Genomic DNA, 24,477 nt, shown 5'->3' on the forward strand with positions numbered 1-24,477 from the left:
TCGGTATGAAAATATCCCCGGCTCCGGCGGTGGAAGTGTCGGCGGAACAGGAAGAAGAACGGCGGAGGAAATGTGAACGTGGCCGTCCGCGTGCCGCACCCGCCGATGGATCTGTGTGCCACGCCCGCCGATAGGAGGGTCCGCGGCCTTGCCGGGGATGCCTCCGGGTAAGGCGGATGCGGTGCCACGGAGGCGGCCGTCCTCGGGCGCGCGGCGGCCTCTTCGGGCCTCGTGCCGACCTCCTGGCTCCGTCGTGCAGTCGCGGGAGCCCCGGTGCGGACCCGTCGGAAGGGGCGTTCGAGGTTAGGTTAGGCTAAGCAAAGTTGAGAGCAAGGGTTCTTCCGGCCACGCCGTTCGGTGGTGTCGGCCGCCCGTAAGTCCTAGGAGTCGTCCGCCGTGCGTCCCGTCCGTTTTCGTAAGACCGTCGTAGCGACCGGTGCGGTCCTGAGTGCGGGTCTCCTGCTGAGCGCCTGCGGGGAGTCCGGCTCGTCGGACAAGGGCGCGAGCAAGGGCAAGGTCACCGTCACCACGGCCAAGGGTGACGTCGAGGTCCCCAGGGAGCCCGCGCGGGTCGTCGCGCTCGACAGCACCTCCTTCGCGACGCTGAAGGCGTTCGGCGTCAAGCCCGTCGCGGTGCCCAAGGGGCTGCTGCCGGACGAGGGCTTCGAGGACTGGAAAAACGATTCTGCGATCAAGGACGCCGGAATCCACCACGAGCCCAAGCTCGAAGCCGTCAACGCGAGCGAGCCGGACCTGATCATCGGTGGCTACCGGTTCGCCGAGCACCACGACAAGCTGGCCAAGATCGCCACCACGATCGACGTCGCCCCGTCCGACGAGGCCGAGGGCGGCTACGTCAACTCGCTGAAGTCGCAGACCGAGACCCTCGGCAAGATCTTCGGCAAGGAGGACGAGGCCAAGAAGATCGTCGACGGTCTGGAGAAGGCCAAGAACGCGGCCGCCGCGGCGACCAAGGGCGAGACGGTGTTCCTCGGTGTCTCCAGCGCCGGCAAGATCGACAACGGTGCCAGCCGGATCGGGCGCCTCGCCGAGCCGCTGAACCTGAAGAATGTGCTGAGCGCCGAGGGCGAGGAGAGCACGTCCGTCCACGACAACTCGGGCCTGGCTCCCGAGACCCTCGCCAAGCTGAACCCCGACTGGATGATCCTGCTGGACCGCGACGCGGCCGTGGGCACCGAGGACGGCTCCGAGCCCGTCGCGGCCAAGAAGATCGTGAACGGCATGGAGGCGTGGGAGAAGACCACGTTCCGCCGGCAGGACCAGGTGATCTACCTGGCGAGCGACTTCTATCTGACCGAGGGCGCCCAGGCGTACACCGACGCCTTCACCGCGGTGTCGACCGCCTTCGACGCGGCCGGCTGACACTCCCACGTCCGCGCGGCCCCGGGCACCCCGGGGCCGCGCGCCTCATCCGTCCCGGAAGCCCCATGCGCCGACTTCCCCTCGCGTCCGCCGCGCTCGGTGTGCTGGCCCTGGTCATCGCCTCCCTCTTCATCGGCGGCTACGACATCGGCCCGCGCTCCCTGTTCACCGACCCCGACGCCCGGGAGATGTTCCTCATCTCCCGGGTACCGCGCACGCTCGCGCTGATCCTCGCCGCGGCCGCCATGGCCGTCTCCGGCGTGATCATGCAGATGCTGGTACAGAACCGTTTCGTCGAGCCGACCACCACCGGCACCAGCGAGTGGGCCGCGCTGGGCGTACTGCTGCTCACCGTCCTCACGCCGGGTGCGTCCCTGCTGGTGAAGATGGGCGCCGCCAGCCTCTTCGCGTTCGCCGGCGCACTCGTGTTCCTGGTCGTCCTCAGCCGGATCGCGCTGAAGTCGCAGGTCATCGTGCCGATCGTGGGCATCATGCTGGGCGCGCTGGTCAGCTCGGTCACGGTGTACATCGCCTCGTCCACCCAGCTGCTCCAGATGCTCGCCACCTGGCGCTCCGGCGGATTCAGCTCGGTGGTCCGCGGGAGCTACGAGCCGCTGTGGGCGGTCGGAGCCATCGTCGTCGGCCTGTACGTGGCCGCCGACCGCTTCACCATCGCCGGTCTCGGCCGGGACACCGCCGTCAGCCTGGGGCTGCCGTACCGCCGCATCCTCTTCACCGGGCTCACCATGGTCGCCCTGGCCACCGGTGTCACCACGGTCGTCGTCGGCTTCATCCCCTTCCTCGGGCTGATCGTGCCGAACCTCGTCTCCATGGCGCGCGGCGACGACATCCGCCGCAATCTGCCGTGGGTGGTGCTGGCGAGCGTGGCCCTGATGATCGTCTGCGATCTCGTCGGGCGGCTCGTCGTCTTCCCCATGGAGATCCCGGCGACGCTGGTGCTCGGTGCCGTCGGCGCGGTGATGTTCGTCGCGATGATCCTGCGTCAGCGAGGGAAGGCCCATGTCTGAGACCCGTCCGCCGACGGCCGCGACCGCACCGCACGACAAGGCCACCAGCGATGCCGGGCCCGCGGGAGGCGCGGCGGCGCCCCGCAAGGGCCTTCCCGTCGCCGCCCGACTGGCCCTCGCGGCCGGACTCGTCGCCGTCGCCGTGGTCCTCTTCCTCTTCCTCTTCATCGAGGGGACCTTCGCGTTCGCCTTCGAACGCCGGCTGACCGTGCTGGGCACGATGGTGATCGTCGCCTTCGCCCACGCGGTGGGCACGGTGGTCTTCCAGACCATCACCCACAACCGCATCCTCACCCCGTCGATCATGGGGTTCGACGCCGTCTACATCCTGACGCAGACCCTGCTGGTGGCGGTGTTCGGCGGCAGCGTGCTCGCCGCGACGGACGGGATGCCCAAGCTCGTCACCCAGACCCTGCTGATGGTCTGCTTCACCATGCTGCTGTTCCGGTGGCTGTTCTCCGGCCGCAACGGCAGCATCCATGTGATGCTCCTGGTCGGCGTGGTGCTGGGCCTCGCCTTCCGCAGCCTGTCGGACTTCCTCCAGCGGCTGCTCTCCCCGTCCGAGCACGATGTGCTGGCCACCCGGCTCTTCGGACGGCTCACCAGCGCCGAGGTCGGATACCTGCCGCTCGCCGGAGCCGTGTGCCTGATCGTCGGCGCGGTCGTCTGGCACCGCCGGTACCGCCTCGACACCCTGCTGCTGGGCCGCGAGACCGCCACCAGCCTCGGCATCGCCCACAAGCGCGAGCTGACCGTGATGCTGCTGCTGGTCTCCCTGCTGATCGCGATGTCCACCGCGCTCGCGGGCCCCATGACCTTCTTCGGCTTCGTCACCGCGATGCTCGCCTACCAGTTCGCGGGCACCCACCGGCACGCCGTCGTGCTGCCCATGGCGTTCCTCATCGGCCTGCTCACCCTGGTCGGCGGCCAGTTCGTCATGGAGCACGTCTTCTACGCCTCCGGCATGCTCACCGTCGTCATCGAGTTCCTCGGCGGGGCCGTCTTCCTCGTCCATCTCCTCAGGAAGGGCAGCCTGTGATCGAGTTCACCGACATCCGCAAGGCGTACGGCGACACCACCGTCCTCGGCCCGGTGTCCGGGCGTATCCCGGCGGGCGGGATCACCTCGCTCGTCGGTCCCAACGGCGCGGGCAAGTCCACCCTGCTGACGATCATCGGCCGGCTCGCCGAGCCGACCTCCGGCACCGTGACCGTCGACGGCCTCGACGTCCACCGGGCCCCGTCCCAGGACGTGGCCCGTACGCTCTCCATCCTCCGCCAGGAGAACCACTTCACCGCCCGGGTGACCGTCCGCGAACTGGTCTCCTTCGGCCGCTTCCCGCACAGCCGCGGCAGGCTGACCCAGGAGGACCGGGCCCATATAGACGAGGCCCTGGACTTCCTCCACCTGGGCGACCTCCAGCACCGCTACCTCGACCAGCTCTCCGGCGGCCAACGCCAGCGCGCCTATGTGGCGATGGTGCTGGCCCAGGACACCCGGTACGTACTGCTGGACGAGCCCCTCAACAACCTGGACATGAAGCACTCCGTCCGGATGATGGGCCAGCTGCGCCGCGCCGCCGACGAACTCGGCAAGACCGTGGTCCTGATCGTCCACGACATCAACTTCGCCGCCACCTACTCCGACCGGATCATCGCCCTGCGCGACGGCCGGATCGCGGCCTCCGACACGGTCGGGGCGATGATGCGCGCCGAGGTGCTCACCGACGTGTTCGACACCCCGGTCCGGGTCCACGAGGTCGAAGGCCGGCCGACCGCCGTGTACTACCGCTGACCGGACCCCACCCGGACCCCACCCGGACCGGACCCGACCCGGAGACCCGTCGGGCCGACGGGACGGCACCGCCCCGGCCCTCGGTCCGTCGGCGGCGAGCCGAGGGCCGAGGGCCGCCGGATCAGCTCCCGATACCGCCCGGTCCGCGCGGGCCGGGCCGCCTCAGGCGGATTTCGGGGCCTCGGGAGCGTGCGGGTAGTCGCCCGACCGGTGCTGGAAGGAAAGGATCTTCGGGTTCTGGACGACACCGTCGCGGATCTCGATGGCCTTCGAGACCGTGACATCGGAGTCCCATGCCTTGGGACCGCTCATGACCTTGCGCAGGTAGGGCAGGAGCGCCTCGCTGATCTCCCAGGTGGCGGAGTTCCACAGATGGGACGGGCTGTGATCCACCGCGTAGTTGTGACACCCCGGTCCCACCGTGAACATCGGTTCGCCGAAGGTGGTCGGACGGGCCCACTCGAAACCCATCCCCTCGTCGCAGGCGACATCGATGAAGAGGGTCCCCGGCCGGAACAGCGCCAGTTCCTCCTCGGTGACGAACATCAGCGGCGCGTCGGTGTCCTGGAGGACGCAGTTGACGATGATGTCGAACCCGGCCAGGTACTCGGCCAGCGGGACGGAACCGGCCGCGGTGACCGCCTCCAGGCGCGTCGGATCGCCGTCCACCTCCGCGTAGTGACCCATCACCACCGAGGGCATCGGCGAGGCCACCGCCGCGGCGGCGCGCTGGGTGATCACCGTGACATCGGAGATCCCCATGGCGCCCAGGCCCGTGACCGCCCCGCGCGCCGTGGCGCCGAAGCTTATGACCGCCGCGCGCATACGCCGCCCGTAGCTGCCGGTCAGCCCGCCGAGTTGCAGGGCGTGCAGCACCGAGCAGTAACCGGCGAGCTCGTTGTTCTTGTGGAACACATGGACGCTGAAGGCACCCGTGGAGGTCCAGTGGTTCATGGCCTCCCAGGCGATCAGGGTCAGCCGGCGGTCGATGGCGAGCTGGGTCATCTTCTCGTCCTGCACGCAGTGCGGCCATCCCCACAGCACCTGGCCCTCGCGCAGCTCGGCGACGTCCTCGTGCATCGGTTTCGGCAGCAGCAGGACATCGCACTCGGCGATCAGCTGTGCGCGGGAACGCAGACCGCCCACGAGTGGTCGCAGCGCGTCGTCGGCGATGCCGAAGCGTTCGCCGTAGCCCTCTTCGAGGTAGGTCCTCGCGCGTATGTCCGGCGCGATCCGGTCGAGGTGGCTGGGGTGCAGGGGCAGCCGGAACTCGTTCTCCTTGTGCGAGGAGGCGAGTACTCCGAGACTCATCAGACTCATGTGGGTCGGCTCGTTTCCGACCGGACGCGAGGCGTTCCGGTATTGCCGTTCCCCGAGGGCGACGCCGAAGCGGATGACGGCGTGCGAGGTGCGCTCGGTAACGCCACCGTACTACTCTCCCGGGCCGCAAAGTGCCCGCCGCCCGTCCGGGCTTGAAGGGCGCTCAGGTCCAGATCCGCCCCGTGCGGGTCAGGCCGAGCCGCCCATGGCACCCGGATCGAGGCCCAGGTCCGGGGTCGGGTCGAGGTACACGCGGCGGATGGCGGGGAAGCGCTCGCGCAGCTGCTGCTCCGCCTCCTCGCAGGCCCATTCGACCTGCCGGGCGCTGGACGCGTCCCGGAAGTCGACCTTCGCCGCGATCAGGATCTCGCGCGGGCCCTGGATCAGAGTGGTCAGTTCCAGCACGGCCACGATGTGGGGGACGGTCAGGATCTCCTCCACCACCGCCTCGCGCATCGCGCGCGGCACCGGGCGGCCGATCAGCAGCCGTGCGTTGCTGCGGCCCAGTACCCAGGCCACGTACACCAGCAGCAGACCGATCAGGACCGAGGCGACGCCGTCCCACACCCCCGAGCCGGTGAGCTGCCCGCCGAGCAGTCCGGCGGCGGCGAGGACCAGCCCGACGAGGGCCGCCGCGTCCTCCATGACCACGGCCTTGACCGCGGTGTCAGGGGTGTGGCGCAGATAGTGGCCCACCGGTGCGCCGAGCAGGGCCGCCTCGGCACGGGCCTGCCGGACACCGGTGCGCAGCGACCAGCCCTCCAGCAGGAACGCGACGCCGAGGACGAGATAGGAGAGCAGCGGATCGCCCAGCTCCTCCCCATGGGTGAGCGTGTGGACACCGTCGTACACGGCGAAGACCCCACCGCCGACGAAGGTCGCCACGGAGGCGAGCAGCGCCCAGATGTACCGCTCGGGGCCATGGCCGAGGGGGTGGTCCTCGTCGGGCGGGTGGTCGCCGCGTTTGAGGGCGACGAGCAGCATCAGTTCGGTGACGGTGTCCGCGACCGAGTGGGCGGCCTCGGCGAGCATCGCGCTGGAGCCGCTGACCACTCCCGCGACCGCCTTCGCCACGGCGATCCCGAGGTTCGCCGAGGCCGCCACGATCACGGTCACGCTGCTCTCGGGAGCCTCGGCCTTCCCGCCCGGCGGGGTGTCCGTTCCGGTCATACAGGGACGGTAGGCGGCAGGGGCCCCAGGGGCGGCACACCACGCCCGCGCCGCGCGGGTACGCGGACCGGCGCGCGGCCGACGGCGCCGGAGCGGCCGTCAGTTCTTCGGCTGTCCGTGGCGCCACAGCACATGGACGACGCGGATCGCGGCGAGCACCCCACCGACCGAGGCTCCCGCCAGCAGCATGAACCTCTCGACCGCGGGCGGCATGTCCCAGACGGCGGCGGGACCGGCGATCGCCGCGAACATGACGCCGCCGAGGAAGCAGGCGCTGACCAGTGCGTAGCCGATCTCGACGGTGATCTCGTCCCGGTCGGCCTGGCTGCGCCGTTCTGTGCTCATGGGTCCAAGGATCGCAGCATGCCCGCGAGGGGTCCATACGATCGAGCCGATCTCGCCAACCGCGCGGTCATGGCCGGGAGATGCGGGTTCGGTGCGGTCGTGGGCGAGCTGCCGACGGCCGTACCTCGCTCATGCGATGTGACGGCTTGTCAGATACGGGGCGGTGGCCGGCCGTCCGTGGGCCCGCGGTGGACCGCTCAGCCGAGCCGGGTCCCCACCCGGGCGGTGATGTGGGGTGGCGCGGTGATCGCCTCGGGGAGGGCCGCGTCGGGCCGCTCGCTCCCGAAGGTCGTCACCAAGGGGAGGGTGCCCGCCCAGATCGGCAGTGCGGCGTCCGGGCCGTCGCCGTCGTCGGGATCACCGGTACGGATCTTGACGGAGGCCTCCTCCAGGGACAGCGCCAGAAGTACGGTCGCCGCCAGTTCCTTTCGGCTGGGACGGCGCGCGTAGTCCCACTGGCCGGGCGCGCTCTGCTCGGTGAGGCGGCGCAGAGCGGCGAGCTTCTCCGTGGGGTCGGTGACGACGCGGGGCGTGCCGTAGATCATGGCGCTGCGGTAGTTCACCCCGTGCTCGAACACCGACCTGGCCAGCACCAGACCGTCCACATGCGTGACCGTCACACACACCGTCGCCGTGGGTGCGGCGACCAGGCTCCTGCTGGCGACGGAGCCATGGAAGTAGAGGTTCAGCGCGTCGGCCCCGTACACGGTCGGCACCACCATCGGATGTCCGTCGACCACGACGCCGAAGTGGCACAGGAATCCGGCGCCCAGGATGGCGTCCAGCGCTCCGCGGTCGTCGCTGCCCTGCTCCCGCAGGCGGTGATGACGGGTGCGGTCGGTTCCGGGCAGCTCTGCCGGTAGCGGGTTCTGCTTCATATCGGGTCTTTCGTCCACGCGGGCGAGGAGGTCTCCGACGGGCGGACGGAGCACGCCCCCGCGATGGGCGCCCCCGCGCTGACGCTATCGATGCAGTCGGTAGAGCGCCACATTTCTGCCGGAATTAGTCGCGTGACGCCCCCAATGCGACGAAATCCGTTGCCGCGGCCCACCGTGCGGGTCGCTGCGCGGACGGCGGACCGCCGCTCAGGTCACCGCGCCGCCGACCGGGCCTGGGGCGCCGGGTGATCGGCTTCCCAGGGGGCCGGGCCGGTGGCGTCCGCCCAGGCGGTGAGTGCCTCGCTGTCGAACCGGAGGATTCCGCACTCGTCGGCGTACTCCGCCGCGGGACCTGTGAACTCGCCGGTGGTGACCAGGACCGCCACATCCGCCTGGTGGACCGCGAAGCAGGTGCCGCCGAACCGCTGCATGTCCTGGGAGCCGACCTTGTTGACCGGGCCATAGCGTTTGCACTGCACGACCAGCCGCCGTCCGTCCGGGGTCAGGCCCGTCACATCCGCGCCGAGGTCGCCCGCGCCGCCGCTCACCTCGACGTCCTGGCAGCCGTCGCGGACGCAGAGCTCCGCTATGGCCTGCTCGAAGACCAGCGGGTCCATGGCCCCGAACATCTCCGCCGTGGACTGGGGCGTGGACTCGGGCGCGGGCACCGCTTCCGGCTCCGGTTCCGGCTCGGGGTGGTCCGGCTGCCGCCGCGGTCCGGGCACCGACGCCATCGGCTCGCGGAGCGGCCGGGCGGTACGGGCGCGAGTACGGGCGCGTGGGCGTGGCCGGGTGCGGGTGCGCCGGACGGTGGCGATGAGGGCGATGACCACGAGCAGCCCCGCGGCGTACACATAGCCCCGGTGCTCACCCGCGTTCCGGGCGACGGCCTTCAGTGCCAGACCGGTGCCGCAGAGCAGGGTGGCCGCCAGCGCGAACACCAGGGCCGTCTGGCGCAGGCTGAAGGCCCCGCGCTGTCGCGGAGCCTTCCTCGCCGGGGTGATGGGCGGGGTCATCGGGGCGGTCGCCTTCCTCTGCGCGCACCTGCGGCTGATGCGGGACCCGGTCGTCGCGGTCCCGCATCAGCCGTCGCTTCGGTGGTGGTCATCGCTGTGTCAGGGCTGGTCGGCGTCCGGTCCCCGCGCCCGTCCCGGTACTCGGAACGCGCCGGGTACGGTTCCCGGTGCCGTGGGGTGCGGCGGACCGGCCCGGGTCAGTGGCCGGAGCCGTAGTAACCGCCGAGCTGGTCGCGGTAGGCGGGGTCGCCGAGGTGCCTGTCCTTGTCGAACTCGGGCGAAGCCTTGATCTCGTCCTTGGTGCGGGAGACATGGACGGTGCGCTCCTCATGGTCGACGCGGGACACGGTGCCCGCCGGGAGCATGACCTCCTTGCCGAAGATCCAGACACCGGTGTCGATGACGAGGTACTGCGAGCCGACGTCGTTGGAGTGCTTGTCCACCTTGCCGATGTGGCCGTCGGTCGCCTCGACCCGGTAACCGGAGAGGTCGTCGTCCCGGGTATGGCCGGCGGTGGGGACGTAGTTCCACAGATTGTCGTTCATCGAGAACTCCTTCTGATGACGGCGCGGGCATGATTCCGCCCGGACGTCGAATGGGTATCCGTACAGAAAATAAGGGGACAGGAAGCGGACCGGGGTTAATTCCGGTGCGCCTGTCGTGTTCTTTCGTTGTCAGGGTTCGCCGGACGCAACGGCCGCCCCGCACGGTGCGCCGTCCCGCCTGGTGCGGTCAGCGGCGGCACCGTGCCGCGGTCAGCGGCCGTTCGTGGGCCGTCTGCCCCTGTTCGGCGAGGTCATGCCTGGTCGTCGGGGTGCGATGACCGTTGACGGCGGTACCTACCAGCGGTACCAGCGGCCGCGGCTGCCGCCGTGTCCGGCGGGCCGGACGATGAAGCCGAGCACCCAGAGCACCAGCACGACGGCGGCGACCCACCACAGGATCTCCAGCGCGAACCCGGCACCGAGAAGAAGAACAGCGAGCAGAAGAACGAGAAGAAGCGGGACCATTAGTATCAACCTCCGAGATTCCGTGTGCCCGGGAAAAGGGGGCTCACACACAAGGTCCCGCCGATATTTCCCCGATTGTTTTTCCCGGGGATTCCTCCGCGGCGGAGTCCGCCACGGCCCGTCGGCGTGCGCGCCGACGCGCGGACGCCGACCGTCAGGTGACGTGGATGCCGATGAGACAGGTGTCGTCGTCCGTGTCCGACCGGCTGTGGGCGAGGAGGTCGTCGAGCAGCCGCTCAAGCGGCCGGTCGGGACCGCCCGCAGCGCTGAGAAGATGACTCAGGGCGTCGTTGAGCGCGAGGTCCTTGCGTTCGACGAGCCCGTCCGAGTACATCAACAGGGTGTCGCCCTCCTCCAGCTGCATCTCCTGTTCGCTGTAGGAGACCTCCGCCACGGCGCCGAGGAGGAGCCCCTTGCCCAGCGGGAAGGTCCGGGCGCCGCGGTCGCGGATCAGGACGGGCGGCAGATGTCCCGCGCGGGCCCAGCGCAGTACGCGCGTGCGGGGATCGTAGAGACCGCAGACGACGGTCGCGGTGACCCGGGTGTCGAGGTGATGGGCGACGAGGTTGAGCCAGGTCAGGAGCTGGCCCGGCCCCGCCCCGGTGACCGCCAGTCCCCGCAGCGCGTTGCGCAGCACCACCATGCTGGTCGCCGCCCCGATGCCGTGTCCGGCGATGTCACCGACGCAGAGCAGGATCTGCTGGGACGGCAGGACGACGCTGTCGTACCAGTCGCCGCCGACCAGTGATTCCGTGGCGGCCGGGCGGTAGCGCACGGCGACACTCAGACCGGTGAGGTCGAGCGGTCCCTGGCTGGGCGGCATGATGGCGTGCTGGAGCTGGAGGGCCAGCCGGTTGCGCTCCTCGGACTCGGCCTCGCTGTAGGCGAGCTGGTCGCGGGTGGCGTGCAGCGCGACCTCGGTCCAGTGCTGGGACGAGATGTCCTGGTAGGCGCCGCGTACCGTGGTGACCCGCTGCTCCGTGTCGAGGACCGGTTCCGCGATGACACGGATGTGCCGGATGATGCCGTCGGGACGTTGCAGCCGGAAGGTCACCGACGAGGGCCGCCGGTACTCGAAGACCGTGTGCAGCAGCCGGTCGATGACGGCCGTGTCGTCCGGGTGGGCGAGCGCCGACAGATCGCGCAGCGACAGGGGCGCCGAGGTGGCCGGCCTGCCGTACAGATCGAAGAGCTGACTGTTCCAGGTGATCTCACCCGTGGTCATGCTCTCCTCGAACCCGCCGATCCGTCCGAGGCGCTGCGCGTGCTGCAACAGGCTCGCCAGCCGTACGGTCTCGTCCTGGATACGCCAGACGAGGACCAGGACACCGCTGTGGCGGCTGATGCTGACATCCGCGACCACGGTGAGCGGCACCTGGTCGACGAGCGCGGTGAGTCTCATGTGCCCGGCGCGGAACGGCTCACCGGTGGCGTGGACCCGCTCGACCCGCTCGTACAGGCCGTGTTCCTCGGCGGCCAGTGGATACGCCTCCAGCAGCAGCGCGCCCCGGACCTGGGCGGGCGGCCGGCCGGCCGGGTCGGTGAACCGGCTGTTCACATGCCGGATACGGAAATCGGCGAGCCGTCCCTCGGCGTCCAGGTGCGGGGTGAGGAGGAGCACCGGATCGCTGAGCCCCTCCGCGAGGTCGATCAGCTCGGTACCGGGATGCGGGAGCGTCCCGGCGGCGCCGCGGCCGGGACGGGTCTCCAGGGTGTGGGCGCACAGCTGGGCGAGCGCCTCAATCTGACGGAGGATCTGAGGGGGCGGCGGGGACATGGGATCGGGCCAGCAGACCTCCAGCACCCCGTGCAGACGGCCCCCGGTGCCGGCCGGGACGGCCATCCGGCCGCCCTGGGGCCATTCCCGTCGGCCCAGCGACGGGGTCACCGTGTCCGCCAGGCTGTGCAGGAAGACGGGTTGGCGTTCGCTCAGGGCCCGGCGCGCGAGGATGGCGACCCCGGGCGGCACATGGTGCCAGAGCGCGGCCTCCTGCGGGGTGAAGCCCGCGGAGCCGCTCAGGGCGAACGAGCCGTCCCCGGCGGCGGTCCAGATCGCGACGGCGCACGCGCCGAGCGGACGCAGGGCGTTGTCGAGCAGCGCGTGGGCCATGGCCTCGGTGTCGTCGGCGGCGAGCACACCGCTCTCCGCCGTCCGCAGCCGGACCGCCGCCGAAGGGCCCGAACCGCCGGACGGGGGAGAGGCGGTGCGCTGGACGAACTCGGCGGCCACCTGGCTGACCTGGTCACGGGCGGCCTCGTTGACGATGTCCGCCGCCAGCTCCAGGGGCGTCAGACCGGCCCGGTCGGCGATCGCGGCCAACTGCTGGGCGGCCTGCACCGGTCCGCATCCCAGCCGCTCGACGAGAACGCCCTTCGCCAGCTCCACCAGGGCGCGCCCGTCGGCGTTCGCCTGGGCCGCCCTGACCTCCCGCCGCAGGCGTTCCACCGTGGCCGCCAGCCTGCTGACGGGCGAGTCCGCGGCCGGCGTACCGTCCGCCGCGGGTTCCTCCGGGCGCGCTTGGGGGCCGGGCCCGCCCGGGGGCGCCGTCGGGCCGTCCGGGGCGGGTCTGCGGGGATCGTCTGCGGTGCTCACCGTGGTTGCCTGATTCCTGGCCTGAGGTCGTCTCGGGGGCGGGGGATGACGGTCCGGCACCTCTAGGACGTCGTCACCCGCCCGGGGGACAACCACCGGCGGACACGGCTGATGAGATCGTTCGCGTCGACCGGCTTGGTGACATAGTCGCTCGCCCCGGAGGCCAGGCTCTTCTCCCGGTCGCCCGGCATCGCCTTCGCGGTCACCGCGATGATCGGCAGCTCCGCGTAGGCGGGCATCCGGCGGATCTCCGCCGTCGCCGTGTAGCCGTCCATCTCGGGCATCATCACGTCCATCAGGATGAGATCGACACGGGGATGACGGACAAGGGCCTCGATGCCCCTGCGGCCGTTCTCCGCGTGCACCACATGGATGCCGTGCAGTTCCAGGATGCCGCTGAGCGCGTAGAGGTTGCGCGCGTCGTCGTCGACGACGAGCACGGTGCGGTCGGCCAGGGACGCGTCGACGGGCTGCGACGCCAGCCGGCCCGCGTCCTCGGCGCGTACCAGCGGCAGCACACTGCCGGGCTGCTCGGCGGCCAGATGGAGCGCGATGCGCTCGCGGAGCTCGTCCAGACCGGACAGCAGTTCCAGCGGCCGGTTCTCCGACCGCCGCACCAGGGCCTGTTCCTGCGCCGGGTCGAGACGCCGGTTGTTGTGCGCGAGGACGGGCAGCGCGGTGAGCGCGGGATCGCCGTCCATGTGCTCCAGGAACTGCAACGCCTCACCGTCGCGCAGATCGAGATCGAGGACCACGCAGTGGACCGGCTCGGCGGCCAGGGCGGTGGCCGCCTCCTGCGCGCCGACGGCGGTGATCACGGCGGGGTCCGGCTGATGATCGCCCCTCTCGTGCCCGGAGGCCGCGAGATCGGCGGCGGCGCTCTCCGCGACGAGCGAGAGCAACCCCCGGGGATGCTGCTCGATCACCAGCAGACGGCGCTGCTGCCGCGGCAACTGCGCCGGATGCTGCTCACGGGCCGCGGTCCCGGCCGCGTCGGCGCCGTCGGCCTGGTCGCCGAAGCCCGCCCGGGCGAGGGGAAGGTAGAGCGTGAAGACGCTCCCGGTGCCGGGCGTGCTCCGGGCGGTGACCGCGCCACCGAGCACCTGGGCGATCTCCCGGCTGATGGACAGCCCCAGCCCGGTGCCGCCGTAGCGGCGGCTGGTGGTGCCGTCCGCCTGCTGGAACGCGCCGAAGATCACTTCGAGCTGCTGTTCGGCGATGCCGATGCCGGTGTCCTTGACCCGGAAGGCCAGTACGGGTCCGCCGTGGTCCGTGCCCGCGGGCAGTTCCTGCTCCGCGGCGGGCTCGATCCGGAGCTCCACGCTCCCGTGCTCGGTGAACTTGACGGCGTTGGAGAGCAGATTGCGCAGCACCTGACGCAGCCGTGAGTCGTCGGTGACCAGTTCACCGGGGACACCGGGCGCGGTGATGATCGAGAATTCGAGGCTCTTCTGCGTGGTCATCGGCCGGAACGTCGCCTCGACGTAGTCGAGCAGCCGCCGCAGGGAGATCCGCTCCGGATGGACGTCCATCTTGCCGGCCTCGACCTTGGACAGATCGAGGATGTCGTTGATCAGCTGGAGCAGGTCCGAACCGGCCGAGTGGATGATCCCCGCGTACTCGACCTGCTTCGGGCTGAGGTTGCGGGTGGGGTTCTGGGCGAGGAGCTGGGCGAGGATCAGCAGGCTGTTGAGCGGTGTGCGCAGTTCATGGCTCATGTTGGCCAGGAACTCCGACTTGTACTTCGAGGCCAGGGAGAGCTGCTGGGCCCGGGTCTCCAGTTCCTGACGGGCCTGCTCGATCTCCAGGTTCTTGGTCTCGATGTCGTGGTTCTGCGTGGCCAGCAGGGCCGCCTTCTCCTCCAGCTCGGCGTTGGAGCGCTGGAGTTCGTCCTGCTGGACCTGGAGCTCCTCCGAGCGGGCCTGGAGTTCACCGGCGAGACGCTGCGACTCGACGAGGAGTTCGTCGGTGCGGGCGTTGGCGACGATGGTGTTGACGTTGACGCCGATGGTCTCCATCAGCTGGTCGAGGAAGTCGCGGTGCACGGGGGTGAACGAGCTGAAGGAGGCCAGCTCGATGACGCCGAGGACCTGGTCCTCGACCACGATCGGCAGGATCATCAGACTGCCGGGAGCGGTCCCGCCCAGTCCGGACGAGATCACATAGTCCCCGGGCACCTCGTCGGCGGCGATCGTACGGCGGCTGCGGGCCGCCTGGCCGACCAGTGACTCACCGGCGCCGAACCGGCCGGTGATACTGCCGCGCGGCCGTCCGTACCAGCCGATCAGGGTCAGTTCCGCGCCCTGCGCACCCTCGTCCGCGAGATAGAACGCCCCGTACTGGGCCGCCACCAGCGGGGTCAGCTCGTCCATCACCAGCTCCGCCACCACGGACAGATCGCGGTGTCCCTGCATGAGTGAGGAGATCCGGGCCAGATTGGACTTGAGCCAGTCCTGTTCCTGGTTGGCCCGGGTCGTCTCGCGCAGCGAGCCCACCATCGAGTTGATGTTGTCCTTGAGCTCGGCCACCTCGCCCGAGGCGTCCACGGTGATCGACCGCGTCAGATCGCCCTCGGCGACCGCGCTGGCCACCTCGGCGATCGCCCGCACCTGGCGGGTGAGGTTCCCCGCCAGCTCGTTGACGTTCTCGGTCAGCCGCTTCCAGGTCCCGGAGACACCCTCCACCTCGGCCTGTCCGCCGAGGCGCCCTTCGCTGCCGACCTCGCGCGCCACCCGTGTCACCTCGGCGGCGAACGCGGAGAGCTGGTCGACCATCGTGTTGATGGTCGTCTTCAGCTCCAGGATCTCGCCGCGCGCGTCCACGTCGATCTTCTTCGACAGATCCCCGTTGGCGACCGCGGTGGTGACCTGGGCGATGTTGCGGACCTGTCCGGTCAGGTTGTTCGCCATCGAGTTGACGTTGTCCGTGAGGTCCTTCCAGGTCCCGGAGACGCCCTTGACGTCGGCCTGGCCGCCGAGCCGTCCTTCGGTGCCGACCTCGCGCGCCACCCGGGTGACCTCGTCCGCGAACGCCGACAGGGTGTCGACCATCGTGTTGATCACCCCGGCGAGCGCCGCGACCTCGCCCTTCGCCTCGACGGTGATCTTCTGCGAGAGGTCACCACGGGCCACGGCGGTGGCGACCTGGGCGATCGACCGCACCTGGCCCGTCAGATTGGACGCCATCACATTGACGTTGTCGGTGAGGTCCTTCCAGGTTCCCGACACCCCCCGCACGGTGGCCTGCCCACCGAGATTGCCCTCGGTGCCGACCTCGCGCGCCACGCGGGTGACCTCGTCCGCGAACGCGGAGAGCTGGTCGACCATCGTGTTGATGGTCTCCTTCAGCTCCAGGATCTCGCCCCGCGCGTCGACCCGGATCTTCTGCGAGAGATCCCCTTGCGCCACGGCCGTGGTGACCTCGGCGATGGACCGCACCTGCGCGGTGAGATTGTCACCCATGACATTGACGGACTCGGTGAGGTCCTTCCACGTCCCCGAGACGCCCTTGACGTCAGCCTGGCCGCCGAGCCGCCCTTCGGTGCCGACCTCCCGTGCGACACGGGTGACCTCGTCCGCGAACGCGGACAACTGATCGACCATGGTGTTGATGGTGTTCTTGAGTTCGAGGATCTCGCCCCGCGCGGTCACGGTGATCTTCTGCGAGAGATCGCCCTTGGCCACGGCCGTCGCGACCTGGGCGATGGACCGCACCTGCGCGGTGAGGTTGCCCGCCATGGAGTTCACCGAGTCGGTCAGGTCCCGCCAGGTCCCGGAGACGCCCTTGACGTCCGCCTGGCCGCCGAGCTGCCCTTCGGTGCCGACCTCGCGCGCCATACGGGTGACCTCGTCCGCGAACGAGGACAGTTGGTCGACCATGGTGTTGATGGTGTTCTTGAGTTCGAGGATCTCGCCCCGCGCGTCCACCGTGATCTTCTGCGAGAGATCACCCTTCGCCACCGCGGTGGTCACCTGGGCGACATTGCGCACCTGGTCGGTGAGATTGCCCGCCATGAAGTTCACCGAGTCGGTCAGCTCACGCCAGACACCGCCCACCCCCGGCACTTCCGCCTGTCCGCCGAGGCGGCCCTCGCTGCCGACCTCGCGTGCCACGCGGGTGACCTCGTCCGCGAACGCGGAGAGCTGGTCCACCATCGTGTTGACGGTGCTCTTCAGCTCCAGGATCTCGCCGCGCGCGTCCACGTCGATCTTCTGCGAGAGATCGCCCCTCGCCACGGCCGTCGCCACCTGTGCGATGTCCCGCACCTGAGTGGTGAGGTTCCCCGCCATGGCGTTGACGGAGTCGGTCAGATCCGCCCAGGTACCCGAGACGCCCGGTACCTCCGCCTGCCCGCCCAGCGTGCCCTCGGTGCCCACCTCCCGCGCCACCCGGGTGACCTCGGAGGTGAACAAGGACAGCTGGTCGACCATGCCGTTGAAGACGGTGGCGATCTCGCCCAGCAGTCCGTCGGCCTCACCGGGCAGCCGCGTCCCGAAATCACCGTCCCGTACCGCGGTCAGCCCGGCCAGCAGTTGCCGCAGCTCGGGTTCCCCCACGCCGCCGGAGCCACCCGGTCCACGCGACCCGGCCCCCGCATACTGGGTTCTCGCCTCAGCCATGCCCCACCTTCCAGATCCCCAGGCATACGGTCCGCGCGGAAGCGGACAGGACCGACGGCACGGACGGGAGCGGGCACGCTCCGCCCGCCCTGCCGTGGACCACTCCCCACCCCGCGCAGCAAATACGACAGAGAGTACCGCTGGACTACCCACTGGTACGGGCCAACTACCCGCGCCGACCATCTTCGGGCGGTCCGGACGGCGGGCTTCCGGGCCCAGGGCCCCGACCGGACCGTCCCGCCCGGGCCGATGATCCGCGATCCGCGATCCGCGGGCGGCGGCACGGGGGCGGCGGCACTCCGCGGCGCCCCGGAAGGGAGGCCGCCTACGGTGCGCAGTTCACGGCGACGCGACGGACAGGGAGAACGCCTGGAGCGTGCCGCTCACGGCGACGCGACAGGCGGGAACGGCCCGTCGAAGGAGCCAGGGGACGCGTCAGTTCCTCGGTGTCTTGACGACGAGGAAGGCGGCACCCGCCAGGAGCGCCACCCCGGCGACCGTCGGTATCACCCAGCCGCCCTTGCCCCCGGTGACCGCTTGCGCGGACAGGATCAGCAGTCCGATCGCCGCGACCACGGTGACCGCGATCGCGGTCCAGAAGGCAGCCGGATGACGCATGATGTCTCTCCTCGGGCGGGGTCGCGGGCATCGGAAGCACCTGGTCCTCCTGCCCCCTCATTCGGCCGGAATTCCCGACAGTTCCGTCCACAGGTCGAGAAACGCCCGCAACGGCGCGCCGAGCCGCGGGCCCAGCCGCCAGACGAACACCTTCCGCAACCGGATGGCGGGTTCCAGCGGCACGACGACGAAGCGCGGGTCGGTGGCCAGAACCGGACTCGCGTGGGAGGTCAGGGCGATGCCCACCCGCTCCGCGACCAGGGCCACCTGGAGGGCGACGTCGTTCGTCGCGTACGCGATGTCCAGCCGAAGCGCCCGCGCGGCGAAGGCGTCACGGATGAACGCGTGGACCCCGCTGTCGGGGCCGTAACTGATGACGGTGCTCCGGGCCGCCTCCGCGAGGGGCATCGGGACGTTCGCCGCCCGGCTCCCGGCGGGGAGGACCGCGACGATCCGGTCCTCCAGCAGGGTCCGCGACCCGACGGCGGCGGGCAGCCCCTGCGGCGGCGGCGCCATCACGGCCGCGTCGAGCCGCCCTTCGCGGACCGCTCCCAGCAGTGACGGGCTCGACGCCCCGATGAGACGCACGGAGATCCCGGGATACCGGCGGTGGTACTCCCCGAGCAGCCGGGGGACACGGGTACCCTCCAGACCGCCGACGGTCCCCAGCGCGAGCGCCCCGTCCAGCAGACCGGCACGGTCGGCGAACTCCAGGGCCGCCGCCGCTGCCGCCGCCAGACAGTCCCGGGCGTGCGGCAGCAGAGCGGCACCCCCGGAGGTGAGGACCACCCGCCGGGGCAGCCGTTCGAACAGCGGCTCGCCCAGTTCCCTCTCCAGGGACCGGATCTGCTGGCTGATCGCGGGCTGAACGACATGACAACGGACCGCCGCCTTGGTGAACGACCCCTCCTCCGCCACCGCAACGAAGTACTCAAGGGTGCGGAGCTCCATGGCCGCGAGGTTATCAACCCCTTTGTCGAGAAAGCTTGTTGTCACGCGAGCCCGGGCAGGAGCCGGTCCGTCCCGTGGTGCCCGACGGCCATGCGGAGGGTGGTTCCCCGGTGCGATCACCGAGCATGACCGCTGGTATCACCGCTGTGTATTGGACACCCGCCGTCCGGTGGCCGGACGCTTGGGCAGGGCCCCGCGGCCCGGGCGAAAGGCAGGGGCGGACCGATGAAGGTGACTGTCGTGGGTGGGGGCATCGCCGGGTTGACCTGTGCCCTGAGCCTGCACGCCGCGGGGTTCCCGGCGCGGGTGTACGAGGGGGCCCGGACCGTCGAGGCGGTCGGCGTGGGCATCAATCTGCTGCCGCACGCCGTCCGGGAACTCGCCGAACTGGGTCTGGCCGGTGAACTGGCCTTCATCGCGCTCCCCCCGCACCGGCTGAGCTACCGCGACCGGACGGGCGAACCGGTGTGGGAGGAGCCACTGGGACTCACGGCCGGCTACCGGTGGCCGCAGTACTCCGTGCACCGCGGGCATCTCCAGATGACGCTGCTGGCGGCGGTGCGCGAGCGGCTGGGGCCGGACTCGGTCCGTACCGGGCTGCGGTTCCAGCGCTTCGAGCAGTCCGCGGACGGCGTCCGCTCCCACTTCCTGGACCGCGCGAGCGGCCTGCCCGTGCTGGACGACGCCGATGTACTGGTCGGCTGCGACGGTGTCGACTCCGCGGTCCGCGCCCAACTCCACCCGGACGAGGGCGCCCCGAACCGCAACGGCGTCCATATGTGGCGAGGCGTCGCCCGCCACCCGCATGTCCTCGGCGGGCGCTCGATCGTGGTGGCCGGGGGCACCCCCGGCGCGAAGTTCGTCGCCTACCCGATCGAGGACCCCGCGGCCGAGGGCGGCGAACCCCTGATGAACTGGGTGCTGGAGGTACGGCACGGACCGTCCGGCCCGCCCGCCGACGGCCCCGGCCCCGGCGGCACCGGCCGTCGCGTCACCACGGCGGAGGCCCGCGCCGCCCTGGCGTCCTGGGACCTCCCGTGGATCGACCTCGCGGCGCTGGTCGAGCGCTCACCCGCGATCCTCGAATACCCGATGCTCGACCGCGACCCCCTGCCGCGCTGGAGCTTCGGACGGGTCACCCTGCTCGGCGACGCCGCGCACCCGATGTTCCCCATGGGCATGAACGGCGGATCGCAGTCCGTCGTCGACACCCGGGTGCTGGCCTGGTGCCTGGCCCGGGAGAACGGTCCCGTGGCCGCGCTGCGCCGCTACGACGGGATGCGCCGGGAGGTCGTCAACGCGGTCGTGACGGCCAATCGGGACCTGGGGCCGGAGGAGATCATCGCGCGGGCCGCGGACCGGGGCGGGCCGCTGCCCACCGCCCACGCCGACCGGATCGCGCACCGCTACCGAGAGCTGGCACAGGCCACCGTGGCCCAGGTCAACACCCACCCGTCATGGACGGTCCCGCACCCTGCCGGGGAACCGGTCCGGTGAGGACCCGACCCTCCCCGGACCCGAGCTGATCCTCCCGAGGACGACCGTGATGGCGAAGACCCCGACCCGCCGCGCTCACGTCCTTGTCACCTCGGCGGACCGGGTGCGCCGCGCGGCGACCGGACCTGGTCGGCGGTGGCGGAACGGGAGTTCACCGGTACGACGATCGGCAGACCGGTGCGCGGGTCGGACAGCACATCCGCGTCGAGCCCGAAGACCTCGGCCAGCATGCCGGGAGTGAACACCTCGTTCGGCTTTCCCCGTTCCAGGATCGCGCCGTCCTTCATGACGACCACCAGATCGCTGCAACGCGCGGCCAGGGTGAGATCGTGCAGCACCATCGCGACGGTGCGGCCGCGTTCCCTGTTCAGCTGAAGCACCAGGTCGACCACCTCGACCTGATGGGCCAGGTCGAGGAAGGTGGTCGGCTCGTCGAGCAGCATGATCTCCGTGTCCTGGGCCAGCGTCATGGCGATCCAGACGCGCTGCCGCTGGCCTCCCGAGAGTTCGTCGACGCGCCGGTCGCGGAGATCGGCCACCCCGGTCAGCTCCAACGCGCGGTCCACCGCCTCCTCGTCCCGCGGTGACCACTGGCGGAACCACCGCTGATGCGGATGCCGCCCCCGGGTGACCAGGTCGCGTACCACGAGACCGTCGGGCGCGACCGGATGCTGCGGGAGCAGACAGACGCGTCCGGACACCTCCCGGGTCGGGGTGTCGTGCACGGATTCCCCGTCGAGGCGCACCCGTCCCGAGGAGGGTGTGAGCAGACGGGCCATGGTGCGCAGCAGCGTCGACTTCCCGCATCCGTTCGGGCCGATGATCGTGGTGACCGTCCCGTCGGGAACGTCGAGGGTGACGTCCCGGACGACCGGGTCACCGCCGTAGCCGACGGTCACGGCCTCGGCGCCCAGCCGGGAGACGGGCCGGTGAACGGCCGGGTCGGTCATACGGTGGTCCTCCGGTTGGTACGCACAAGAAGCCAGATCAGGTAGGGCGCTCCGACGCAGGCGGTGACGACCCCGGCGGGGACGCCCGAGGCAAGGACGTTGCGGCACATCAGATCGGCGACGACGACGAGGCAGGCGCCGTAGACCGCCGAGGCGACGAGGGGTGGCCGCGATCCGCCCGTCAGCCGGAGGGCGATCTGCGGGACGGCGAACGCGACGAAGCCCAGCGGCCCGACGGCGGAGACGGCCGCCGCCGCGAGCAGCACGGCGGCCAGCAGGGTCAGGAGCCGCGTCGCACCCAGCCGTACCCCGAGTCCGCGGGCGGTGTCGTCGCCGAGCTGGATCGCGCCGAGGTGCCGGCCGAGCAGCAGCGAGAGCGGGAACATCGCGGCGAGGACGACGGCGACGGGGACGGCGTGGTCCCAGCCGCGCCCGTCGAGGTTGCCGAACAGCCACCTCTGGGCGCTCGCTGCGTCGTCGATACTGGCCCGGACCAGCACCCACCGGGTGAGGGCGGCGAGCACCGCGCCGACGGCGATGCCCGTCAGGACCAGCCGTTGCGGATCGGTTCCCCGCCCACCGGCGAGGACGCGGAGCAGGACGGCCGCGGTGATACCCCCGGCGAAGGCGGCGGGTACGAGACCGAAGTGCTGGAGCGCCCCGTCGACCGGTCCGCCGCCGCTCCCCTCCGAGGCCGTCCCGACGATGACGAGCACGGCGGCCAACGAGGCTCCCTGGGTGACACCGAGGATGTCGGGGCTGGCCAGCGGATTGCGGGCGAAGGTCTGGGTCAGCGCCCCCGCGAGCCCCAGGGCGGCGCCCGCCAGGACGGCCACGGTGACCTGCGGCAGCCGCAGTTCCCTGACCAACAGCGTGTGGGCGGGGTCGTCGCCGATGACCAGCGCGCGGAACACCGCTCCGGGACCGATGCCGAAGTCACCGGTCGCCAGGTCTGTGATGACGAGCAGGACGAGCAGCGCGACACCGGCGAGCGTGGCGGCGAGGGAGCGCAGCGGCAGCAGCCAGGAGGCGCCCCCGAGGCGCAGCGGGGCCTCGGCGGCCCGGAGCCGGGTGCTCATACGCGCACCAGCCGGGCGCGCCGCACGAGGACCACGAAGACGGGTCCGCCGAGGAGTGCCGTCACGATGCCGACGTGGACCTCCGAAGGGGGTGCGAGGACGCGGCCGATCGTGTCGGCCAGGGTCAGGAGCAGTCCACCGAGAACGGCGGAGTACGCGGTCACCCAGCGGTGGTCGACCCCGCACAGCCGGCGGGCCGCGTGGGGGACGGTGAGGCCGATGAATCCGATCGGGCCGCAGGCGGCGGTGGCCGTACCGCACAGGACCATGATCGCGCCGATGCCCAGGATCTTCTGCCGCAGCGGGTGCTGTCCCAGGGACCGGGCGACGTCGTCGCCGAGTTGCAGCAGATTGAGCCCGGGTGCGACGGCGACGGCCAGCAACAGCCCGAGCAGGGGCAGGGCCTGGAGGAAGATGTCGATCCCCCGGCCCATGACCGTGCCCGACCCCCAGACGCGGTAGGCCTGGACCGAGCGGGAGTCGCGTGTCACGAAGGCCTGGGTGACGGCTGTCAGCAGGGCGGTCGTCGCGGCGCCGGCCAGGACCAGCGAGAGCGGGTCGGGTCCGCCCCGGCGGGAGCCGACGGCCAGGACGGCGACGGTCGCGGCACCGGCACCGGCGAGCCCGAACCACAGGTAACCGGCGATGTGGTCGACGCCGAGCAGCGCGATGGCGAGCACCACCGCGAGCGCGGCGCCCGCCTCGATCCCCAGCAGACCGGGATCCGCCAGCGGGTTGCGGGTCTGCCCCTGCATCAGCGCTCCCGCCAGCCCGAGCGCGGCACCGACGGCGAGCGCCAGCACCGTCCGGGGTATCCGCAGTTCGTGGACGATGACGGCCGCCTCGCTGCCGTCGGGACGCAGCAGCACGTCGAACACCGTCCCGGGCGGGACACCGCCCGCCCCCACGGCCAGACTCAGCGCCGTGACGACGGGCACCGCGGCGAGCAGCAACGCGAGTCCGGTCCAGCGTCTTCGGGTGCCCGCGCGGGTACGCGAGGCGGCTGGGCGGCCGGTCTTGTCGAGCGTCATGCGGGACGGGGCAGGGCGCCGGGGGTGTGGAGCCGGGCCGGGCGACCGTCGGAGCGGTCGCCGGAGCGGCGCACCTCGGCGGGATCGAGAAACCCCTGGGAAGGGGGCACCGGGCGCAGGGCCGGTCCGCGCGGCATCAGGCGCCCGCCTTCCTGAGCTCTTCGAACAGCTCGACGCCGCTCACCTGGTCGGTGACGGTCCCGTCGTCCAGCAGGACGGCGCGGATGTCGTTGAGGACCCAGGACACGTCGAAGGAACCGGAGCCGTACCAGGCGGCGAAGTCGACCACGCCGGTCCTGGCGTCACCGACCTCGAACAGCGGGTTGTCCAGCGGGTCCGGCGCACCGTACTGGACGGAGCCGGACAGGACGAAGACGATCGGGGCGACCAGTTCGCCCAGCTTCTCCTCGCTGACGCTCGTGTAGCCGTATTTGGCGCCGGTCCGGTCCTGGCCGTGCGCGGAGGGGCGCTTGAACCCCAGGTCGGTCAGGACCGGACCGGCGGTCCGGCCGCTGCCGTAGGCGCAGAAGTTCCCCTCTCCGCACGCGGACATCAGCGACACGGTCTCGCCCGCCAGCCCCGCCTCCTCGATGTCGCGCCTGGTGGCGGTGGTCTCCCGGTCGAGGTGCTCGATGACGGACCCGGCCCGCTCACCCCGGCCGGTGGCCCGGCCGAGGAGGCGCAGGTTCTCCTCCCAGGACGCGGTGGCCCGGGTGATCAGCACCGGCGCGATCTTCTTCAGCTCCTCGGCCAGCTCGTCGCTGCTGAGGCTCTGTTCCCCGATGATGACCGACGGCCCCGCCTCCAGGACGAGTTCGACCTTGTCGGGTTCGACCAGCTCGATCCCCTCGTCGGCCAGCAACCGCTCCTGTGCCTGGAAGGCCGCGTCGCCCTTGTGCGTGGACCGGCCGACATGGGTGGGGGTCACACCGATCGCGAGGAGCTCGGTCGCGGTCCTCGGATCGAGTGCCCAGACCTTCTCGTCGGTGACGGGGACGGTGGTCCGGCCGTAGGCACCGGCGAGCGTCACCTCGCGCGGCCCGCCGCCGGTGGAGTCCCCGCCCCCGCCACCGGAGCCGGAGCCGCAGGCGGTGAGGAAGAGCACGGCCACGGCGAACGCGGCGGTGGCTCGCGCGGCTCGGCGGCCGGTGACGGTGTACAGCATGGGCGGGGGTTCTCCTGATTCGATGTCGCG

General features: G+C 71.1%; 20 protein-coding genes. 5 read left to right on the plus strand and 15 right to left on the minus strand.

The genetic code is table 11. From position 1 onward, the window contains the following. The first annotated feature begins 396 nt into the window (after positions 1–396). The 4 genes from OG711_RS36265 to OG711_RS36280 all read left to right on the plus strand — a co-directional run bounded on the left by OG711_RS36265 (position 397) and on the right by OG711_RS36280 (position 4,205). Positions 397–1,383, plus strand: coding sequence for an ABC transporter substrate-binding protein (locus tag OG711_RS36265; protein ID WP_329563014.1), 987 nt, complete (start codon positions 397–399; stop codon positions 1,381–1,383). 65 nt (positions 1,384–1,448) lie between these two features. Next, positions 1,449–2,411, plus strand: a complete 963-nt coding sequence (locus OG711_RS36270; RefSeq protein WP_329563016.1) for an ABC transporter permease — start codon at positions 1,449–1,451, stop codon at positions 2,409–2,411. After that, the gene (locus OG711_RS36275; protein WP_329563018.1) at positions 2,404–3,450 is read left to right on the plus strand and encodes an iron chelate uptake ABC transporter family permease subunit; all 1,047 of its coding nucleotides are present in this window, start codon (positions 2,404–2,406) and stop codon (positions 3,448–3,450) included. The genes OG711_RS36270 and OG711_RS36275 overlap by 8 nt, the downstream gene beginning before the upstream one ends. After that, entirely contained in the window at positions 3,447–4,205 is a 759-nt protein-coding gene (locus tag OG711_RS36280; protein WP_329563020.1) for an iron ABC transporter ATP-binding protein, read from the plus strand. Before OG711_RS36275 ends, OG711_RS36280 begins: the two co-directional genes overlap by 4 nt. A gap of 162 nt (positions 4,206–4,367) precedes the next feature. Here the strand turns inward: OG711_RS36280 and OG711_RS36285 are convergent, their stop codons facing one another. From OG711_RS36285 to OG711_RS36335, 11 genes are all read right to left on the minus strand, one after another. Beyond that, positions 4,368–5,525 (minus strand): N(5)-(carboxyethyl)ornithine synthase, encoded by a 1,158-nt coding sequence (locus OG711_RS36285; protein ID WP_329563022.1) that lies wholly within the window; start codon positions 5,523–5,525, stop codon positions 4,368–4,370. Positions 5,526–5,714: 189 nt separating this feature from the next. Continuing rightward, positions 5,715–6,695 (minus strand): cation diffusion facilitator family transporter, encoded by a 981-nt coding sequence (locus tag OG711_RS36290; RefSeq protein ID WP_329563024.1) that lies wholly within the window; start codon positions 6,693–6,695, stop codon positions 5,715–5,717. Positions 6,696–6,794: 99 nt separating this feature from the next. Then, the gene (locus tag OG711_RS36295; RefSeq protein WP_329563026.1) at positions 6,795–7,040 is read right to left on the minus strand and encodes a DUF6332 family protein; all 246 of its coding nucleotides are present in this window, start codon (positions 7,038–7,040) and stop codon (positions 6,795–6,797) included. Between the two features lie 197 nt (positions 7,041–7,237). Further along, positions 7,238–7,918, minus strand: a complete 681-nt coding sequence (locus tag OG711_RS36300) for a pyridoxamine 5'-phosphate oxidase family protein (RefSeq protein ID WP_329563028.1) — start codon at positions 7,916–7,918, stop codon at positions 7,238–7,240. Between the two features lie 212 nt (positions 7,919–8,130). Then, on the minus strand, positions 8,131–8,934 hold the full coding sequence (locus OG711_RS36305; RefSeq protein ID WP_329563030.1) for a restriction endonuclease: 804 nt from the start codon (positions 8,932–8,934) through the stop codon (positions 8,131–8,133). Positions 8,935–9,131: 197 nt separating this feature from the next. Continuing rightward, positions 9,132–9,479, minus strand: coding sequence for a PRC domain containing protein (locus OG711_RS36310; protein ID WP_073788550.1), 348 nt, complete (start codon positions 9,477–9,479; stop codon positions 9,132–9,134). A gap of 294 nt (positions 9,480–9,773) precedes the next feature. Next, positions 9,774–9,944, minus strand: coding sequence for a hydrophobic protein (locus OG711_RS36315; RefSeq protein ID WP_073788548.1), 171 nt, complete (start codon positions 9,942–9,944; stop codon positions 9,774–9,776). 154 nt (positions 9,945–10,098) lie between these two features. After that, on the minus strand, positions 10,099–12,537 hold the full coding sequence (locus OG711_RS36320; protein ID WP_329563033.1) for a GAF domain-containing SpoIIE family protein phosphatase: 2,439 nt from the start codon (positions 12,535–12,537) through the stop codon (positions 10,099–10,101). 62 nt (positions 12,538–12,599) lie between these two features. Beyond that, the gene (locus OG711_RS36325; protein ID WP_329563035.1) at positions 12,600–17,093 is read right to left on the minus strand and encodes a HAMP domain-containing protein; all 4,494 of its coding nucleotides are present in this window, start codon (positions 17,091–17,093) and stop codon (positions 12,600–12,602) included. 498 nt (positions 17,094–17,591) lie between these two features. After that, complete coding sequence (locus OG711_RS36330) at positions 17,592–17,774, minus strand: hypothetical protein (RefSeq protein ID WP_329563036.1); 183 nt, start codon at positions 17,772–17,774, stop codon at positions 17,592–17,594. A gap of 57 nt (positions 17,775–17,831) precedes the next feature. Then, complete coding sequence (locus OG711_RS36335) at positions 17,832–18,725, minus strand: LysR family transcriptional regulator (RefSeq protein ID WP_329563037.1); 894 nt, start codon at positions 18,723–18,725, stop codon at positions 17,832–17,834. Between the two features lie 225 nt (positions 18,726–18,950). Here OG711_RS36335 and OG711_RS36340 point away from each other — a divergent pair, with 225 nt between their 5' ends. Then, positions 18,951–20,222, plus strand: coding sequence for an FAD-dependent monooxygenase (locus OG711_RS36340; RefSeq protein ID WP_329563039.1), 1,272 nt, complete (start codon positions 18,951–18,953; stop codon positions 20,220–20,222). A gap of 86 nt (positions 20,223–20,308) precedes the next feature. Here OG711_RS36340 and OG711_RS36345 read toward each other — a convergent pair whose 3' ends face one another. From OG711_RS36345 to OG711_RS36360, 4 genes are all read right to left on the minus strand, one after another. Continuing rightward, the gene (locus OG711_RS36345) at positions 20,309–21,172 is read right to left on the minus strand and encodes an ABC transporter ATP-binding protein (protein ID WP_329563041.1); all 864 of its coding nucleotides are present in this window, start codon (positions 21,170–21,172) and stop codon (positions 20,309–20,311) included. Next, a complete protein-coding gene (locus OG711_RS36350; protein WP_329563043.1) occupies positions 21,169–22,251 on the minus strand; it encodes a FecCD family ABC transporter permease in 1,083 nt (360 codons plus the stop codon). The genes OG711_RS36345 and OG711_RS36350 overlap by 4 nt, the downstream gene beginning before the upstream one ends. Then, positions 22,248–23,282, minus strand: coding sequence for a FecCD family ABC transporter permease (locus OG711_RS36355; protein ID WP_329563045.1), 1,035 nt, complete (start codon positions 23,280–23,282; stop codon positions 22,248–22,250). Before OG711_RS36355 ends, OG711_RS36350 begins: the two co-directional genes overlap by 4 nt. Positions 23,283–23,418: 136 nt before the next feature. Next, positions 23,419–24,447, minus strand: coding sequence for an ABC transporter substrate-binding protein (locus OG711_RS36360; RefSeq protein ID WP_329563047.1), 1,029 nt, complete (start codon positions 24,445–24,447; stop codon positions 23,419–23,421). Between the last annotated feature and the right edge of the window lie 30 nt (positions 24,448–24,477).

This window comes from Streptomyces uncialis (assembly GCF_036250755.1).
GTDB lineage: Bacteria > Actinomycetota > Actinomycetes > Streptomycetales > Streptomycetaceae > Streptomyces > Streptomyces uncialis.

What these genes read in the sequence shown, in the direction of transcription:
- OG711_RS36300 (WP_329563028.1), bottom strand. Translation starts at nt 7,918, where the DNA reads ATGAAGCAGAACCCGCTACCGGCAGAGCTGCCCGGAACCGACCGCACC.
- OG711_RS36290 (WP_329563024.1), bottom strand. Translation starts at nt 6,695, where the DNA reads ATGACCGGAACGGACACCCCGCCGGGCGGGAAGGCCGAGGCTCCCGAG.
- OG711_RS36305 (WP_329563030.1), bottom strand. Translation starts at nt 8,934, where the DNA reads ATGACCCCGCCCATCACCCCGGCGAGGAAGGCTCCGCGACAGCGCGGG.
- OG711_RS36310 (WP_073788550.1), bottom strand. Translation starts at nt 9,479, where the DNA reads ATGAACGACAATCTGTGGAACTACGTCCCCACCGCCGGCCATACCCGG.
- OG711_RS36285 (WP_329563022.1), bottom strand. Translation starts at nt 5,525, where the DNA reads ATGAGTCTGATGAGTCTCGGAGTACTCGCCTCCTCGCACAAGGAGAAC.
- OG711_RS36270 (WP_329563016.1), top strand. Translation starts at nt 1,449, where the DNA reads ATGCGCCGACTTCCCCTCGCGTCCGCCGCGCTCGGTGTGCTGGCCCTG.
- OG711_RS36295 (WP_329563026.1), bottom strand. Translation starts at nt 7,040, where the DNA reads ATGAGCACAGAACGGCGCAGCCAGGCCGACCGGGACGAGATCACCGTC.
- OG711_RS36330 (WP_329563036.1), bottom strand. Translation starts at nt 17,774, where the DNA reads ATGCGTCATCCGGCTGCCTTCTGGACCGCGATCGCGGTCACCGTGGTC.
- OG711_RS36345 (WP_329563041.1), bottom strand. Translation starts at nt 21,172, where the DNA reads ATGACCGACCCGGCCGTTCACCGGCCCGTCTCCCGGCTGGGCGCCGAG.
- OG711_RS36335 (WP_329563037.1), bottom strand. Translation starts at nt 18,725, where the DNA reads ATGGAGCTCCGCACCCTTGAGTACTTCGTTGCGGTGGCGGAGGAGGGG.
- OG711_RS36275 (WP_329563018.1), top strand. Translation starts at nt 2,404, where the DNA reads ATGTCTGAGACCCGTCCGCCGACGGCCGCGACCGCACCGCACGACAAG.
- OG711_RS36315 (WP_073788548.1), bottom strand. Translation starts at nt 9,944, where the DNA reads ATGGTCCCGCTTCTTCTCGTTCTTCTGCTCGCTGTTCTTCTTCTCGGT.
- OG711_RS36350 (WP_329563043.1), bottom strand. Translation starts at nt 22,251, where the DNA reads ATGAGCACCCGGCTCCGGGCCGCCGAGGCCCCGCTGCGCCTCGGGGGC.
- OG711_RS36355 (WP_329563045.1), bottom strand. Translation starts at nt 23,282, where the DNA reads ATGACGCTCGACAAGACCGGCCGCCCAGCCGCCTCGCGTACCCGCGCG.
- OG711_RS36340 (WP_329563039.1), top strand. Translation starts at nt 18,951, where the DNA reads ATGAAGGTGACTGTCGTGGGTGGGGGCATCGCCGGGTTGACCTGTGCC.
- OG711_RS36360 (WP_329563047.1), bottom strand. Translation starts at nt 24,447, where the DNA reads ATGCTGTACACCGTCACCGGCCGCCGAGCCGCGCGAGCCACCGCCGCG.